At 66.1% G+C, this 280-nt stretch carries 1 protein-coding gene; it reads left to right on the top strand.

The annotated features are described in order from the left end of the window. Positions 1–280: MSCRAMM family protein (locus PUR61_RS01220; RefSeq protein WP_329874701.1), on the top strand; the 280-nt coding region annotated here is incomplete at both ends.

Below are 280 nucleotides of genomic sequence, written 5' to 3'. Positions count from 1 at the left end.
GGTCGGCACGTATTACTGGCGTGAGACGGCTGCCCCGCCCGGGTATCAGTTGCCTGCTTCGCCGGTGTTCGGTCCGTTGGTTCTGACTCCGGCGAATGCTTCGGCCGGTGTGCAGGTGACGGCCGCTGATCTGCCGCAGCCTCCGGTGACGGGTGAGGTGCGGGTGTTGAAGACGGATGCGAATACGGCGGCGCCGTTGGCGGGTGGTGTGTTCGATCTGTGGGAGGAGACGAACGGTGTTCCGGGTCTGCAGACGTCGGGGGTGAACCCGGACACGCAG

It is taken from the genome of Streptomyces sp. BE20, from assembly GCF_036322525.1.
Classification (GTDB): Bacteria; Actinomycetota; Actinomycetes; order Streptomycetales; family Streptomycetaceae; genus Kitasatospora.
This window is presented reverse-complemented; position numbering and strand designations above follow the sequence as displayed.